We start from the raw sequence: 15,594 nt of genomic DNA on the forward strand, positions 1-15,594 counted from the left end.
AGTCTCCTACCTGTCCTTCGTTCGCTTGGCCTGCCGTCTCTGAGCCATCCCCAGTCCGACCGTCGCATCCAACCCCTTGGCGGCGCGATAGGCGTTCATCACGCCGGCGCCCCCGCCGAGAAGCAGGAACAACACCATCAACAACGGCTTGGTGCCGAAGAAGTGGTCCAGGCCCCAGCCTATGCCCACCCCGACGGCAACGCCCGCCACGAACTCGATCGAGATGCGCATCCCCAAAGCGATCCCCGAAGACGACGTCCGCCGCCCCGGTTTCACCTCTGTCTCAGCCATCTCCCGCTCGCGCGCCGCGCGGATGCGGGTATCGAGATCGTCCAGCCCTGAAGGTCCTTCGTGCTCACTCATCGAGATCGAGCCCTTGCGAACATCCTGGTCCGGTCGCATCGGTGCCAAAAGCGCGGGCAACATAAGGGGTGCGTCAGCGCGTGTCAAGGCCGGAAACCAGTAATTTCAACATGTTGATTTTAAACAAAATTTCAAGACAGATCCGGCCGTTTTTCGCAGTGCGATATCGCAGTGCGACGAATCCGACCCCCGCCCGAAGGGGTGGCGACACCTCCCACCTTAAGGTGGTGTGGCTTGATCGGTCAGTTCGGCGGCCTGGGAAAGGTCGACCGAGACCAGTTGCGACACCCCACGCTCGGCCATGGTGACGCCGTACAGGCGGTGAACGCGGGCCATGGTCATGCGGTGGTGGGTGACGATCAGGAATCGGGTACGGGTGGTCTGGGCGATATTTTCGACCAGACTGCAGAAGCGGTCGACATTGGCGTCGTCCAGGGGGGCATCGACCTCGTCCAGCACGCAGATGGGGGCGGGGTTGATCATGAATACCGCGAAGATCAGGGCCAGCGCGGTCAGGGCCTGCTCGCCGCCCGACAGCAAGGACAGCACCTGCAGCCGCTTGCCCGGCGGCGAGGCCATGATTTCCAGGCCGGCTTCCAGCGGATCGTCGGATTCGGTCAAGGCCAGATGGGCGCGCCCGCCGCCGAACAATTGCACGAACAGGTCGCGGAACTGGCGATCGACCTGCTCGAACGAGGCCAGCAGGCGCTCGCGGCCCTCGCGGTTCAATTCGCCGATGGCGCCGCGCAACTTGGCGATGGCGGCGACCAGATCGTCCTTTTCGGCGCGCATGCCGGTGATGCGCTCGTCCAGTTCGGTCACTTCCTGCTCGGCCCGTAGATTGACCGGCCCCATGGCGTCGCGTTCGCGGGACAGGCGATCCAGCCGGCGGCTTAAGTCCTCGCGGTCGGGGCGTTCGTCCTCGACCAGGCCGGCGACCTCGCGCAATTGTTCTGGGGTCAGGTCCAGCCGCTCGGCGATGCGACCAGCGACGGCGCGGCAATTCTGATCGGCGGCCGAGACGGCGGCCTCGCGGCGGATGCGGTCCTCGCGGGCCTGGGCCAGAGCCGCCTCGGTGGCGCGCATGGCGCGGTCGGTCTCGGCCTGGGCGGCTTCGGCGGCGGCCAGGGCGTCGGCCGAGCGCTTGCGCGCCGCCTCGGCCTGTTCCAGCTTGTCCAGCAACTCGGCGCGGCGCCGCGCGAAGGTGTCGGGGGCCTGGGCCAGGCGCTCGATCTCGGCCATCACCGTCTCGCGCCGTTCCTCGAGTTCCTGGACATGGGTGCGAGCGGTCTCGGCCCGCTTCTTCCACGAGTCCCGGTCGGCGGCCAGTTGGTCCAGCCGGCGGGCGCGGTCGGCGCCGTCGCGCAGCACGCGGTCCAGCTCCGAGCGCGCCTCGACCAGGCCCGATCGCTTTTCCGCCAGTTCGGCCCGCAAGCCGTTGACCCGGTCCTTGCCGTCATCGGCCTGGGGGAAGGCCTCGACTTCAAGCCGGGCCTCCATCAGGTCGCCCTCGGCATCCTCGAGATCGGCGCGGGCGGCGGTTGATTGCTCGGTCAGGGCCGCCATGCGCGATTCGAAAGCGGCGAAGCGCTGGGCCAGCTTGGCGTGATCGTCGCGGGCCTTGGCGGTTTCGGCCTCGGCCCGGCGCACCGCGTCCTTGGCGGCGCGTTCGGCCTCGGTCGCCTCGTCCATCGCCGCCTGGGCGGCCTCGACCCGGCCTTGCGCCTGCTCGGCGCCCAGTTCGGCATCCTCGAAGGCGGCATCCAGCTCGCGCAGACGGTTGCGCTGAGCCAGGCGCACCGCCATCGGGTTGGGCGCGCCGGCCAGGGCGGTGAGACCGTCCCAGCGCACCAGATCGCCGGCCCGCGTCACCAGACGCTGGCCGCAGGCGAGCGCTGGACGCAGGCGGATGGCGGCGGCAAGGTCGGCGACCACACCGACTTGCGCCAGCGAGCGGGCCAGGGCCGGCGGCGCCGATACCAGCCGGGCCAACGGCTCGGCGCCGTCGGGCAGCGACGGGGCCGGATCGAGCGGGGCCAGTTCGACCCAATGGACCGGAGCGTCGCAATCCAGCGAGGCCGACAGATCGTCGCCCAGGGCGGCGGCCAGGGCCGGCTCGGCCCCCGGCGAGGCCGACACCCGATCCAGCACCGGCGGATGATCGCTGGCCTTGGCCCCGTTCAGCACCTGATTGAGGGCGTCGATCTCGGCCTTGATGCGGGTGCGGGCCGCCTGGGCCGCCTGGAAGGCGTCGCGCGCCGATTCGCGGGCGGCGGTGGCCTGGACCCGTTTCCGGTCCCAATCCTCGGCCGCCTCACGGCTTTCTTCCAGATATTCCTGGGCCGCTTCCAAATCCATTTCGGCCGCGGTCAGGTCGGCCCGGTCCAGTCCCTCGCCCTGCAATTGCTCGGCCTGGGTCTGCAATTGCACCACCCGTTCCTTCAGGCGGTCGCGGCGGGTTTCGGATTCTTGCAGGCGGCGCAGGGCGGCGGCACGTTCGGCGTCGGCGGCGGCCACCTCTTCCATCGCCTGGCCCAGATCCTTTTCCAGGGCCACCACCAATCCGGCGGCGGCCTCGACCGCCTGCTCGGCCGCCTGGCGACGCTCGCCCTCGTCCAGGGCGGCGGCGCGGACCTCGTCTTCCTCGGCGGCCAGGCGGGCGATGGCCTGATCGGCGTCGGCGGCGCGGGCATGTTCCTTTTGCAGATCCGACTGCGACTGGGCCAGACGCGCTTCCAGGCCGCGGCGGGTCTCGGCCAGCCGACCTTCCTCGCCCTCCAATTGCTCGCGCTCGACCAGCAGGCGCTGCCACAGGGCCTGGACCTCGCCGTCATGGCGGCGCAGTTCGGGCAGGCCGGCGGCGGCCTCGGCCTGGGCGGTGGCGGCCACCGCCGCCAGCTCGGCCGCTTCCTCGACGCGAAGCTCGGCTTCCTTCATGGCGGCGCGGGCGGCATCGATCACCGCCAGCGCCTCCAGCCACGACAGGTAAAGGACCTGGGCCTCGGTGGCGCGGATCTGTTCCGACAAGGTGCGGTAGCGTACCGCCTGGCGGGCCTGCTTCTGCAGCCCCTTCAATTGCTCGTCCAGGGTGGCCAGCACGTCGTCGAGACGAGCCAGGTTGGCTTCGGCGTTCTTCAGGCGCAGTTCGGCTTCGTGCCGGCGCGAATAAAGGCCCGAGATGCCGGCGGCCTCTTCCAGCAGGCTGCGGCGCTCGGCCGGCTTGGCGTTGATCAGGGCGCCGACCCGGCCCTGGCTGACCAGTCCCGACGAGCGCGCCCCGGTCGCCGAATCGGCGAACAGCAACTGGACGTCGCGGGCACGCACGTCGCGGCCGTTGATGCGGTAGCTGGAGCCCTGGCCACGCTCGATGCGGCGCACCACCTCAAGCTCGGCGGTGCCGTATTGCGGCGGCGCGACACCGGCCGAATTGTCCAACCCGACCAGCACTTCGGCCAGATTGCGGGCCGGGCGGCTGGAGGTGCCGCCGAAGATGACGTCGTCCATCTCGCCGCCGCGCATCTGGCGGGCCGAGGTCTCGCCCATCACCCAGCGCAGCGCCTCGATCAGGTTCGACTTGCCGCAGCCGTTGGGGCCGACCACCCCGGTCAGACCGGGCTCGATCAGAAGTTCGGTCGCATCGACGAACGACTTGAACCCGGCCAGCCGCAGCTTGGTGAACTGGATCACCCCCTGGCTCCCCCTTGCCCGGTCAGGACCGCCTTACTTGGCGGCCTTCAGCGCCTTGTCGAAATCGGCATAGTCGCGGGCGCCGACGATCAGCTTGCCGTTGATCAGCAGGGACGGCGTCGATTCGACATCGTACTTCTTGGCGCCGGCCTGGGCGCGGTCCTGAATGTCCTTGGCCAGGTCCTGGCGCTTCAGGCAGGCATCGACGTCGTCGCCGGTCATGCCGGCGAAGCGCACCAGCTTCTTCAAGACGTCCAGCGGGTTCTGGTCCCGCATCCACTTGTCCTGGTTCTTCATGATCAGGTCCAGCACGCCGAAATAGCGATCCGGTCCCGAGCAATGGGCGATCATCGAGGCGCCGACCGACAGGCCGGCCGGGCCGGTGGGAAAGTCGCGATAGATCAGCTTGGCCTTGCCGGTGTCGATCCAGTTGGTCTTGATTTCGGGCAGGGTGGTCTTGTGGAAGTTGGCGCAATGGCCGCAGGTGGTCGAGGCGTACTCGATGATGGTGATGGGCGCATCGGCCTTGCCCAGCACACGGTCGATGGCGAAGCTGTCGGCATCGGCGGCCATGGCCGGAGCGGCGGTGACCACCGCCAGGGCCGGAGCGGCGGCGACCACGACGATCAAGGCGAAAAGGCGGGCAAGGACGGTCACGGCGTCAATCTCCTGGATGGGATCGCCGGATGATAGGTGCAGTGCGGCAGCGACACAAGATCACCCTTTCGCAAGGATGTGGCGCCCCAGCCGTTCCAGCGCCTCTTTCAGGGCGGGATCGGTGACGTCCTTCAGCCGTTCGCTCAAGGCCTGGTTGGCTGGCGGCGGCTGTGGCGCCGCCTTGGCCTTGGCTCGTTCGGGAAGCGGGCCGTGGCGCAGGCGCAGCCGGGTTACCGCCTGCCAGCCGAAATAGCCGTTGACCCGCTCGATGATCAAGGGTTCCAGATGCTGCAATTCGGTGGCAAACGCGCTGGAGGCGACCTTGATCTCAAGGATGCCGCCGGTGCGTTCCTTGGGCGGGAACTTGATGCGCACCGGCAGCGTGTGGGCCGCCACCGCGCTGCCGACGATGGCCGGCCAGTCGACCACCAGCGCGCCGCCGGCAAAGCCGTGGCGGCCGAAGATGGGCTTGGTCACCCGATCGGCGGCAAGGGCTACGGACACCATGCCCTGGATGCGGCGGTCTTCGTCCCGGGGGGGCTTGCTGGTCATGGACGAAACCTTAGCGCAAGCCCTATGCTGCCGCCATGCCTGATACCCTGCCCGACCGCCTGCTTGTCTGGTACGACCGCGACGCCCGCACGCTGCCGTGGCGCGGCCTGACCGATCCTTATGCCGTCTGGCTGTCGGAAGTGATGCTGCAACAGACCACGGTAGCCGCCGTCATCCCCTATTTCGCCCGCTTCCTGGCCCGCTGGCCGACGGTCCAATCCCTGGCCGCCGCGCCAGCGGATGCCGTCATGGCCGAATGGGCCGGGCTTGGCTATTACGCCCGGGCCCGCAACCTGCACGCCTGCGCCAAGCTGGTCACCCAGTGGCGGGGCGGCCGCTTCCCCGAGGACGAGGCCGGCCTGCGCCAGTTGCCGGGCGTGGGCGATTATACCGCCGCCGCCATCGCCGCCATCGCCTTCGGACAAAAGGCGGTGGTGGTCGATGGCAATGTCGAGCGGGTGATGGCCCGGCTGCACGCGGTCCAAGAGCCGCTGCCCAAGGCCAAGCCCCGACTCAAACAGCTGGCCGCCGCCCTGACGCCGGATCTGCGCGCCGGCGATTACGCCCAGGCGGTGATGGATCTGGGGGCGACCATCTGCACGCCCAGGAAACCCGCCTGCGGCATCTGCCCGTGGCAATCGGCATGCGAGAGCCGCCGGCTGGGCATCGCCGAACGATTGCCGGCCAAGCTGGAAAAGCCGGCGCGCCCCATCCGTTTCGGCACCGCCTTCTGGCTGACCGATGCCAAGGGAAGGGTCCTGCTGCGCCGCCGGCCACCGCAGGGATTGCTGGGCGGCATGATGGAAATCCCCTCGACCGAATGGTCAGAGACCCAGCCCGCCGATCCGACCTCCCAGGCCCCGGTCGCCGCCGACTGGCGGGCCCTGCCGGGCGAGGTGCGCCACATCTTCACCCATTTTCAACTGAACCTGCGGATAATGGCCGCCAAGGCCGGCCCTGGAGGGCGGCCATCTGGCCTGTGGGTCGAGCTTGACCGTTTGGGCGAGCACGCTTTGCCGACGGTGATGCGCAAGCTGGTCCGCCATGCGCTGGCCAAGGCGTATTGATGGAGAATCCGATGCGTTTCGCCCTTGCCGCCCTGATCGTTGCCGGGCTTGCCACGCCGGCCCTGGCCCAGCAATACCCGCCGCCGGGCGAGCGGTTGCTGATGAACCCGCCGGCCGGCTGGGCCGCGGTGCCGGTCCAGAAGGGCGAGAAGATGTCGATCACCCGGCTTTTCCCGCCGGGCGAGGACGACAAGAACTGGAACGAGCTGATCACCGTCCAGGTTTATACCGCGCACGATCAAAGCCCGCGCACCTTCATCGACAGCGTCATCCAGTACAGCCGCGACAATTGCGAGGCGGCCGGGGCCAGCGCGGTGACCGAAGTGCCGACCAACGGCTATCCGATGGCGGTGGTGTCGGTGACCTGCACCAAGGGGCGCAAGTCGGGCATGGGCGGCTTCGTGCTGGTCCAGGCCATCCGCGGCCGCGAGGCGCTTTACGTGGTCCAGCGTCAATGGCGCGGTCACCCGTTCGCCAAGGACCAGACGCCGCCCTTCCCCGACGGCTTGCTGCGCCGCTGGAGCGAGTTCTCGCATCAGGTCAGCCTGTGCGACACCCGCGACAACCGCTATCCCTGTCCGAAGTGAAGACGCCTAATCGGCCTTATCGGGGCTGTATTCGCTGACCACCCAAATCCCGTCGGCACCCTTGCAGGCGGTGACGTCGCGGGTGGTCCAGCCGGTGCGTTCCTGCTTCAGGCCACGACACGGCCGGCCGGCGCGGTCGGCATATTGGGTGGCGGCGGGGATCACCGAACCATAGGTCCGATCCGATACCTTCCAGGTCACCGGCTTGCCCTGCTCGGCGGCGGCGACGGTGGCCAGGGCGTGCTGGTCATCCGATCGGAAGTTGAAATGGGCCGGAGAATCGCCCGACATCTCGGCGTTGGGCCACGGGCGGTCGGCGCAGGCGGCCAGGGCCAGCATGGCGGTGGCAACGGCGATCGAACGGATCATGATGTCGGTCCTTTCCCTGGGACCTTGCCTTCTGCAAGGTCCGTCTGGCCAGGACTCTTACCAAATGGTTAAGACCTTGGGAAGGATGGAATCGCAGGGGCTATTGGCTGAAGCCCGCCGGGGCGGGCGCCTGGGCCGTTGAGGCCCCGCAGAGTGGGCGGAACGCGCATAACGGAGCGTAGCCAAGCGACCGGAGGGAGCGCCCGGCGCTGAGGGGCACGAACAAAATCCGTTCAGCGCCCGGCGATGGTCAACCCGTCGATCCGCACCGTCGGACAATCGACGCCATAGCGGAACACCAGATCGTTGGCCGGAGTCAGATTGAGGAACATGTCTTTCAGATTGCCGGCGACGGTGATCTCCGAGACCGGGAAGGCGATTTCACCGCCATCGATCCAGAAACCGGCGGCCCCGCGCGAATAATCGCCGGTCACCCCGTTGACGCCTTGGCCGAACAATTCGGTGACGTAAAAGCCCGACGGGATGTCGCCGACCATCTCGGCCACCGTCAGGGCGCCGGCTTCCATATAAACGTTGCTCGAGGACGGGCTGGGCGGCGAGGCGGTGCCGCGGCTGGCATGGCCGGTGGTCCTCAGGCCCAACTGACGGGCCGAGCGGCAATCCATCAACCAGGTGGTCAGCACGCCGTCCTCGATCAGGTCCAGGCGGCGGGTCGCCACGCCTTCGCCGTCGCACGGGCGCGAGCGCGGGCCGCGCAGGCGGTGCGGATCATCGACGATGCGGATGCCCGGGGCAAAAATGCGGCTTCCCATCTTGTCCTTCAGGAACGAGGTGCCGCGCGCCACGCCAGCCCCGTTGATGGCCCCCAACAGCGATCCGACCAGGCCGCGGCTGACCCGGGGGTCGAACACCACCGGGACCTGACAGGTCTTCATCTTGCGTGCGCCAAGCCGGCGCACCGCGCGCTTGCCGGCCTCGTGGCCGACATCCTCGGGCGCGCGCAGATCGGCCATGTGGACCGCCGAGGTGTAATCGTAATCGCGTTCCATGCCGGCCTCGCCGCCGCCGGCCAGCACGGCGGCCGACAACGAACCCGAGGTCACCGCATAGGAATGGGCGAAACCGTTCGAGCCGACGAAGGCCACCTCGGACCGGCCCCAGCCGGCGTCGGCCCCTTCGGAATTGGTGATTCCGGGCACGGCGCGCGCGGCGTCCTCGGCCCGGTGCACCATGTCCAGCAATTGCTCGGCGCTGGGTTCGAAGGCGTCGCAGGTGTCGAGATCGGGAAACACCGTGGCCAGTTCGGACGGATCGGCCAGGCCGGCATAGGGGTCTTCCGGCACGATGCGGGCCATCGATACCGCGCGCTCGACCAGTTCGGCCAGCGCCTGGGGCGAACGGTCGGACGACGACACCATGGCCTGGCGCTTGCCGATCAGCACCCGAAGGCCGAGATCGCCCGATTCCGAGCGCTCCAGCCGTTCCATCTTACCCAGCCGCACCCCCACCGACAGGCTGACCGAATCGATCTGCACGGCGTCGGCGGCGTCGGCGCCGGCCTTCCTGGCCTGGGCGACCAGATCCTGCAGCAGGGCGACCGTCTGGGAAGGGGACATGGGGTTCCTCCGATGCGCTTGGACGAAAAGGCTACCCCGGATCGCGCGCCCTGTCAGGACCTATTCATCATCCTCGCCGGCACTGGCCCATTCCTGCAGGCGGGCCAGGTGGTTGGTGTCGCTGAAGCGCGGCGCCCGGTCGGGGTGGGGCCGGGCCTCGTAAGGCGTCGCCGGGTCGTCGAAGGCGGCGACCAGGGCGGCCAGGCCGTCCAGGGCCTGGTCGGCCAGGCTGGCGGGATCGTCGCCGGCCTTCTTTTCCTCGCCGCCGGGGCTGCCGCCCTTCAGGCGCCAGAACAGCATCTGCCCGACCGGGGCCGGAGCCACCCCGTCGAAGCCGCCGAAGCGGGCGATGGCCGCCTCCAGCGACAATTGCGGGGCATAGCCGGCGGCGACCTCTTTCGCCGAGGGCGGCTGGCCGGTCTTGTAATCGATCACCGCCAGGGTGCCGTCCTTCAGGCGATCGATGCGGTCGGCGCGGGCATGCAGCAGGAAGGGGCCGCCCGGGGCCACGATCTCGATGCCGCCCTTGACCTCCGAGAAGGTGGCGGCGATGTCCGCCCGCCGGGCTTGCTCGTGCTCGACCAGCCAGGCGGCGATGGCGGTGAAGCGCGGCCACCAGAACGCCCACAGGCCGGGCCGGGCCAGGGCGGCGGCGAAGATGTCGGCGCCGATGGCTTCCAGCCGGGCCAGGGAATCCAAGGGCAGCGGCCCGCTCGGATGGGCCTTCAGGAAGGTCTCGATCGCCTTGTGGACCAGCGATCCGTAATCGGCCGCGCCGGGATCGGCATCGATGGGGTCCAGCTTGCGCAGGCCCAACACATGCTTGGCGTACAGCGCGTAGGGATCGCGCATCCAGGTCTCGATCTCGGTGACCGACAGCTTGCGCGGCCGGGCCGCCACCGGCGGCCGGGGCGCCGGTCGCTCGACCGGGGCTCGCGCCCGCGGGTGGTCCAGCCCGTCGTGCCAGGCCAGCCAGCCGGCGCTTTCGGCATCGAAGGACAGGCCGGCCGCCTGGGCCACCGCATCCAGCCGCATCAGCCAGCGCGACGGCACCGTCGGCGCCCCTTCGACCCGCACCGAGCGGGTCAGCACCACCCGGGCCGCCCCGAAACCCTGGGCGAAATCGTGGGCGGCCTGGCCGATGCGCCGCTCGGGCGCCGGCAGGCCGAATTTGGCCCGCATCGGCCGGCTCATCCACGGGTCGGCATCGGCGATGGCCGGCCAGGTGCCCTCGTTCAGACCGGCCAGGATCATCAGATCGGCCTGCTGCAGGCGGGCTTCCATCGGCCCCAGGATGGATAGGCGCGGATGGCGGCCCCAGCGCGGCCGCACCACCTGGCCCGTCAGCAACTGGTCGAACAGGGCCGGATAGCTGGCCGGGGCAATGGCCGGAAACACCGTTCCCACCGCCGCCGCCGCCTCGGCCAACTGGCCGGCGAAACGCCCCAGCGCCTCGCCCGCCTCGCCCCGCCACAGCCGCTCGGGACCGGCCAGCGCCTCGGCCGCTTCCATATGGGCGGCCAGCAACTCGCCCAGACTGGCCTGATCGCGGCCCATCACCGCCAGGAACGGCGCCAGCGCAGCCTGGAGCCCATCCAGCCAGCGCACCAGGGCGGCATCCCCGCCCACCGCCAGGCGCAGGCCGGCGATGCCGGCGGCCGGACGCGGCCCGCGCAGACATAACCGGTCCAGACGGCGCACCTGATGACGAAAATCCGGCCCGGCCGCCAGCGGATGCTTCAGGCAGGCCAGCACCGCGTGGGGGGCGAAATGGTCGGCCACCATCTCGGCCAGCAGCCGCAGGAAGGCGCCGGGCTCGGTCAGGGCCAGCGGCCGGCCGGCGGAATCGTCGATCAGGATGCCCCAGCGTTCCAGCTCGGCCGCGACCCGGCGGGCCAGATCGCGGTCGGGAGTGACCAGGGCGGCGGTGCGGCCGTCTTGCTCCAGGGTCTCGCGCAGCATCAAGGCGATGGCGCCGGCTTCCTCACGCGGGGAGGGCGCGTCCAGCCGGCTGATTCCGGCCAGGGTGGCGGCGGGAAATTCCGGCAGGTCCTTCCACGCCTCGCAGGTGGCGGCCGGGCGCAGCGCCTGCGACAAAAGCGCCAGGCGGGCGGCGCGCGGATCGGGGGTGGCGGTCAGCTCGCCCACCTGCTTGCGGGTCAGGCCCAGCACCTTCAACAGCCGGGCCAGCATGAATTGCGGATGGGTCTCGTCCAGCGCCGCCCACGATTCCTCGTCCAGGCCCTTATCCAGGCCGGGCAGCACCACCATGCCCTGGGGCAATCCAGCGATGGTCGCCAACAGATCCAGGGTAGCCGGGCGCGAACCGGTCGAGCCGGCGGCGATCACCGGATGATCGGGCGGGTTGGCCCGCCAATGGGCGGCCTGGGCATCCAGCACCCGGTTGACCCGGGTCTGATGGTCCAGCCGGCCGCCCAGCAGGGCCGGCCAATGTTCGGTGACGATCTTCAGGAAATCCAGCGTCACCTGCCAATGGGCCGCCAACTCGTCGGGGACCAGTTGGCCCAGCCGGTCGAAGCCGACCCGCTCGATGGCGGCGCCGTCCAGCAGCTTGCCCAACTCGGCGGCCAGGCGGGCGGCCTGATCGGGCGATGGCGGCCGCCCGCCCCGGGCCGCCCCCGCCCCCAGCACCAGCCGGGTCAGGATCAGCAGCCGCTCGGTCGGCGGCACCGGTTCGGGCAGGTCGGGATCGCCTTCGCCCAGCAGGGTCAGGATGTCCTCGTCGGCCTCGTCCGGCTCGATGGGCTTCAGGCGCGGCAGCAGCAAGGGCCGCCCGCCCGAGGCCCGCAGGAAGGCCTGTTCCAGGGTGCGGCAGGCGCGACGGTTGGGCAGCAGCACCACCATCTCGGCCAGCTTCAGCGGATCATGCTCGGCCCGCGCCAGCAGATGGCCGGCCAGCACGTCGGCGAAGGCCAGTCCGGCGGGGATGGTGAAGACCTTGCGCGCCGGACCGCCTGACGTCATTCGGGCTCCTGCTCGATCAGGGCCGCCTCGACCTCGGGCAGCGCCTTTGGCGTGCCGACATGGTACCAGCGTCCGTCATGGACCAGGCCGAACAGGCGGCCGTCTTCCAGGGCGCGGTCATACAGCACGTTCAACGAGAATTTGCCCGACGGACAGCCATCGAACAAGCGCGGATGCAGGATCTGCACCCCCGAGAACAGGGTCGGCGCCACTTCCTGGCCGCGTCGCCGCCGCGGCACCCCATTGGCATCGACGAAGAAGTCGCCGGCCCCGTCATAGCCGACGGCGCGCGCGGTCGGCACCAGCAGCAGCAGGGCATCCATGCGGGCATCGTCCCACGCCTGGGCCAGCCGGGTCAGGGCCGGCACGGCGCCGTCGGTCCAGATGATGTCGGAATTGACCACATAGAACGGCCCGTCGCCCAACAGCGGCAAGGCCCTGGCGACGCCGCCGCCGGTTTCCAGCAGTTCGGTCTCGGGGCTCAAGGTGATGTCCGGGCGGCCGGCCAGATGGGCCTGGATGCAGTGGGGCAGCCAATGGGTGTTGACCACCAGATGGCCGATTCCGGCCGCCCCCAGATGGTCCAGCGCGCGGTCCAGCATGGTCCGCCCGGCCACCGCGACCAGGGGCTTCGGGATCGTCAGCGTGATCGGGCGCATGCGCAGGCCCAGGCCGGCGGCCAGGACCATGCCGTGGGTCGGACGGACGCTCATGGGTTCGGCACGCCCCTCGCCTCGGCCGGGATATGGCGGTCCAACCAACCCTTCATCCGCGCCAGGGCCGGATGGGCGCAGGCCCGATCCAGCAGCCGCCAGACGCGGGGAATATGGACCAGATAGCCGGGCTTGCCGTCGCGCTTGCACAAGCGGGTGAAGATGCCGATCACCTTGGCGTGGCGCTGCGCCGCCAGCACCGCCCACGAGGCGGCGAAGGCGTCGCGGTCGAGGGCGGGGAAGCGGGCCAGATAACGCTCGGTCATGGCGGCGACCAACTGGGGCGACAGATCGCGCCGGGCGTCTTCCAGCAGGCTCATCAGGTCATAGGTGACCGGGCCGGTCACCGCATCCTGGAAATCCAGCAGGCCGCAGGCGGCCAGTCCCTCGCGCGGCAGCTTCATCAGATTATCGACGTGGAAGTCGCGCAGGACCAGGGTGTCGGGCACCGCTTGCGCCAGCGGGATCAGTTCGCGCCACAGCGACAGGTATTCCGCCCGGACCGCCGGGGCGGTGGCGGCGCCCAGCACCGCCGGCATGGTCCAGTCGGTGAGCAGGGCCGCCTCGGTCAGCAGCTTGTCGTCGTCATAGGGGGCCAGGCCCAGCGGGATGGCCTGTTCGCCCTGGCCGTGCAGGTCGGCCAGCAGATCGACCGCCAGGGCGTACAAAGCCTGCTCGTCGCCGCCATTTTCCAGCAGGCGGGTATAGGTGTCGTCGCCCAGATCCTCGAGCAGCAGCAGTCCGTTATCCAGATCGACCGCCAGAAGGCGCGGGCTGGAATAGCCCAGCCGTTCCAGATGCATGGCGATGCGCACGAACGGGCGGACGTCTTCCTTGGGCGGCGGGGCGTCCATCAGCACGGCGCGCCGCTCGCCATCCAACAGGCGGTCGTAATGGCGGAAGCTGGCGTCGCCGGCCAGCCGGCCGCGTTCGGCAGCCCCCCAGCCGGCCCGCTTCAGGAAGGCGGCGATCAGGGCGTCACGGTCTGTCATGGATCAAGGTCTCCCAAGCGGTCGTCCCATTGATGGACGGGGGTCAGGGTGGCGCGCCGGCTGCCCTCGGCTGCGCCGGATTCCAAGGTCACCTCGAGCCGGCGGCGCGGCACCAAAGACCCCAGGCGATCGGGCCATTCGATCAGGCAGATGCCGTCGATGAAGGCGTCCTCGATGCCCAGTTCCCAGGCATCCTCGGGCTTTTCCAGCCGGTAAAGGTCGAAATGCCAGATCTCGCCCACGTCGGACTCATAGGTCTGGACCAGGGTGAAGGTCGGGCTGGGGACTTCCTCGAAGGGGTCGGTCAGGGCGCGAATGAAGGCCCGCGCCAGGGTGCTCTTGCCGGTGCCCAGGGTGCCGGCCAGCAACAGCACGTCGCCGGGACGGGCCAGCCGGGCCAGGGCGGCGCCCAACCGGACGGTGTCGGCCTCGCGGGCCAGTTCGAACACCCGGCTCATGGATTTCGTGCCCTGGGATGGGCATCGCGATAGGCCCGGGTCAGCCGCTCGGCATCGACCTTGGTGTAACGCTGGGTGGTCGACAAAGTGGCGTGGCCCAGCAATTCCTGGATGGTGCGCAGATCGCCGCCGCCGGCCAGCAGATGGGTGGCGAAGGAATGCCGAAGCGCGTGGGGGGTGGCGCTGTCGGGCAGGCCCAGAAGCGGGCGCATCTTGCGCATCTGCCGCTGCACCACGCCGGGATTCAGCCCCTTGCCGCGGGCGCCGACGAACAGCGGATCGTCGGCACCGATGGCGAACGGGCATTGGCCGACATAATCGTCGATGGCCTGGCGCACCAGCGGCAGCACCGGCACCAGACGCTGCTTGCGGCCCTTGCCGGTGATGACCATGGCATCGGCTTTCGGCCGGTCGCGCCCGGTCATCGCCAGCGCCTCGCCCAGGCGCAGGCCGCAGCCATAGAGAAGCGTGAAAAGCGCGACGTCGCGGGCGGCCAGCCATGGCTCGTCCTGCAAAAGCGCGGCTTGGTCCAGTGTTTCCAGCGCCGCGTCGGCCGACAGCGCCTTGGGCACCGATTTGGGCGGCCGGGGCGCCTTGACCGCACCGATCGCCGGATTATGACCGTAATCATGGTGATCGAGGAATTGGAAGAAGCCGCGCAGCGTGCTCATCTGCCGGGCCATCGACGAACGCGACAGGCCGTCATGCTGTCGCGCCGCCAGGAAGGCACGGAAATCGGCCGGGCTTAACGCCATCAAGGCGGCCAGATCGGCCTCGCCGCCCAGATGGCCGATCAGGAAGGTGAAGAAGGCGGCAAGGTCGCGGCCATAGCCATCGATGGTGTGCGGGCTTGCCCGCTTCTCACCCGACAGCCAGCCCTGCCAGTGGCCGACCGCCTTGGCCAGGTCTGACGCAGCGGCGAAGTGGATGGGGGCCTTGGTCATCGCATTACAGCGCCCTGATCCGGTGGCGCCACCGGGAATCGGCGACGCGATCGTGGAACCGCCGGTCGGCGGTGACCATCGGGCAATCCAGCTGCTCGGCCAGGGCCAGATAGAAGCAGTCATAGGCCGGGTGGCCCAGAGCACAGGCCATGTGCAGGGCCGGGCCGGACAATTCGTCGTGGCCATAGACACGGTCCAGCATCGAGCGACACCCCTGCCAGGCCGCCTGGGCGGCGGACTCACCCAGCCGGTTGGCGGCGACATGGTGCCACAACACGTTGGTCAGTTCGGCGCCGATCAGATCGGGGGCCATCAGCGGCGCAGAGCCGACCAACTGGATCGCTGCCGCCGAATCGGCTTCCTCGATGACCCATTTGATGGCGACGCTGGCGTCGATGACCAATCCGCTCATCGCCTGTCGCGATCCTCGCGGATCAGGTCGGCGCTGTCGGGCGCGCCCTCGGGCAACCTGATTCGCACGCGGTCAAGCAAGGCCAGCTTCTGCACGGGCGACAACGGCGCCTGAGCCGCCAGCGCCTCGCGCAGTTCGGCTTCCAGCGAACGGTTGTTCAGCCCCGCCTTGGTGCGGAACTGGTTGATCACCACGTCGTCTAGATTACGAATCAGGACCGATCCCATGGCC

At 69.4% G+C, this 15,594-nt stretch carries 15 protein-coding genes; 2 read left to right on the forward strand and 13 right to left on the reverse strand.

Going from position 1 to position 15,594, the window contains the following annotated elements:
* Positions 1-6: 6 nt before the first annotated feature.
* The 4 genes from MTBLM5_RS09035 to MTBLM5_RS09050 form a co-directional block, all read right to left on the reverse strand.
* Entirely contained in the window at positions 7-363 is a 357-nt protein-coding gene (locus tag MTBLM5_RS09035; protein ID WP_173975773.1) for an AtpZ/AtpI family protein, read from the reverse strand.
* Between the two features lie 219 nt (positions 364-582).
* Positions 583-4,050, reverse strand: coding sequence for a chromosome segregation protein SMC (gene smc, locus MTBLM5_RS09040; RefSeq protein ID WP_173975774.1), 3,468 nt, complete (start codon positions 4,048-4,050; stop codon positions 583-585).
* Positions 4,051-4,083: 33 nt separating this feature from the next.
* Positions 4,084-4,707 (reverse strand): DsbA family protein, encoded by a 624-nt coding sequence (locus tag MTBLM5_RS09045; RefSeq protein ID WP_254430968.1) that lies wholly within the window; start codon positions 4,705-4,707, stop codon positions 4,084-4,086.
* Between the two features lie 60 nt (positions 4,708-4,767).
* On the reverse strand, positions 4,768-5,259 hold the full coding sequence (locus tag MTBLM5_RS09050; RefSeq protein WP_173975775.1) for a DUF721 domain-containing protein: 492 nt from the start codon (positions 5,257-5,259) through the stop codon (positions 4,768-4,770).
* Between the two features lie 35 nt (positions 5,260-5,294).
* On the opposite strand from MTBLM5_RS09050, the gene mutY reads away from it, so the two are divergent.
* Positions 5,295-6,326: an A/G-specific adenine glycosylase gene (mutY, locus tag MTBLM5_RS09055; RefSeq protein ID WP_173975776.1), complete on the forward strand. Its 1,032-nt coding sequence runs from the start codon at positions 5,295-5,297 to the stop codon at positions 6,324-6,326.
* Positions 6,327-6,337: 11 nt separating this feature from the next.
* Positions 6,338-6,913: a hypothetical protein gene (locus tag MTBLM5_RS09060; protein WP_173975777.1), complete on the forward strand. Its 576-nt coding sequence runs from the start codon at positions 6,338-6,340 to the stop codon at positions 6,911-6,913.
* Positions 6,914-6,919: 6 nt separating this feature from the next.
* Here the strand turns inward: MTBLM5_RS09060 and MTBLM5_RS09065 are convergent, their stop codons facing one another.
* From MTBLM5_RS09065 to MTBLM5_RS09105, 9 genes are all read right to left on the reverse strand, one after another.
* Entirely contained in the window at positions 6,920-7,282 is a 363-nt protein-coding gene (locus MTBLM5_RS09065) for a hypothetical protein (RefSeq protein WP_173975778.1), read from the reverse strand.
* A gap of 233 nt (positions 7,283-7,515) precedes the next feature.
* On the reverse strand, positions 7,516-8,859 hold the full coding sequence (locus tag MTBLM5_RS09070; protein WP_173975779.1) for a TldD/PmbA family protein: 1,344 nt from the start codon (positions 8,857-8,859) through the stop codon (positions 7,516-7,518).
* 60 nt (positions 8,860-8,919) lie between these two features.
* Positions 8,920-11,844: a double-strand break repair protein AddB gene (addB, locus tag MTBLM5_RS09075; RefSeq protein ID WP_173975780.1), complete on the reverse strand. Its 2,925-nt coding sequence runs from the start codon at positions 11,842-11,844 to the stop codon at positions 8,920-8,922.
* Positions 11,841-12,557 carry a nucleotidyltransferase family protein gene (locus tag MTBLM5_RS09080; RefSeq protein WP_173975781.1) on the reverse strand — a complete coding sequence of 239 codons (717 nt, stop codon included), beginning with the start codon at positions 12,555-12,557 and terminating at the stop codon, positions 11,841-11,843. Before MTBLM5_RS09080 ends, addB begins: the two co-directional genes overlap by 4 nt.
* Positions 12,554-13,549, reverse strand: a complete 996-nt coding sequence (locus MTBLM5_RS09085) for an aminoglycoside phosphotransferase family protein (protein WP_173975782.1) — start codon at positions 13,547-13,549, stop codon at positions 12,554-12,556. Before MTBLM5_RS09085 ends, MTBLM5_RS09080 begins: the two co-directional genes overlap by 4 nt.
* Positions 13,546-14,007, reverse strand: coding sequence for a tRNA (adenosine(37)-N6)-threonylcarbamoyltransferase complex ATPase subunit type 1 TsaE (gene tsaE, locus MTBLM5_RS09090; RefSeq protein ID WP_173975783.1), 462 nt, complete (start codon positions 14,005-14,007; stop codon positions 13,546-13,548). Before tsaE ends, MTBLM5_RS09085 begins: the two co-directional genes overlap by 4 nt.
* On the reverse strand, positions 14,004-14,951 hold the full coding sequence (locus MTBLM5_RS09095) for a tyrosine recombinase XerC (protein WP_173975784.1): 948 nt from the start codon (positions 14,949-14,951) through the stop codon (positions 14,004-14,006). The genes tsaE and MTBLM5_RS09095 overlap by 4 nt, the downstream gene beginning before the upstream one ends.
* A 4-nt stretch (positions 14,952-14,955) precedes the next feature.
* On the reverse strand, positions 14,956-15,363 hold the full coding sequence (locus MTBLM5_RS09100) for a type II toxin-antitoxin system VapC family toxin (RefSeq protein WP_173975785.1): 408 nt from the start codon (positions 15,361-15,363) through the stop codon (positions 14,956-14,958).
* The gene (locus tag MTBLM5_RS09105) at positions 15,360-15,590 is read right to left on the reverse strand and encodes a hypothetical protein (RefSeq protein ID WP_173975786.1); all 231 of its coding nucleotides are present in this window, start codon (positions 15,588-15,590) and stop codon (positions 15,360-15,362) included. Before MTBLM5_RS09105 ends, MTBLM5_RS09100 begins: the two co-directional genes overlap by 4 nt.
* Positions 15,591-15,594: the final 4 nt, after the last annotated feature.

The organism is Magnetospirillum sp. LM-5 (assembly GCF_902729445.1).
GTDB lineage: Bacteria > Pseudomonadota > Alphaproteobacteria > Rhodospirillales > Magnetospirillaceae > Magnetospirillum.